The sequence below is a fragment of the Lactobacillus sp. 23-2 genome (assembly GCF_044902225.1).
GTDB classification, from domain to species: domain Bacteria; phylum Bacillota; class Bacilli; order Lactobacillales; family Lactobacillaceae; genus Lactobacillus; species Lactobacillus absianus.
Window position 1 is genome coordinate 1 of record NZ_JAOQBX010000101.1, and the last position, 246, is coordinate 246.

Sequence of the window (246 nt, forward strand, 5' to 3'; positions counted from 1 at the left end):
GGATCTTTCCGTACTTCTTGCACTTGTATTCCAGCATGGCACGAAATCTGCCCCAACTTTGGCGCAGAATCGAGCGGGCAAGGTGGTGACTCTTCGTCATGTTCTTGATCTTTAAATCCTCGATGACGATAACATCGTATTCCCTCACCAGTTGATTCGTTACCTTGTGCAGATAGTCATCGCGCTGATTTGTGATGCGGCTCATATAGCGGTTCTTGGCGACATTGGCTTTCTGCCAGTTGCGAT

General features: G+C 48.4%; 1 protein-coding gene. It reads right to left on the reverse strand.

Going from position 1 to position 246, the window contains the following annotated elements; translation table 11 throughout:
- A partial coding sequence (locus tag OCH80_RS10335; RefSeq protein WP_404540696.1) for an IS200/IS605 family accessory protein TnpB-related protein occupies positions 1-246 on the reverse strand: 246 nt, incomplete at both ends.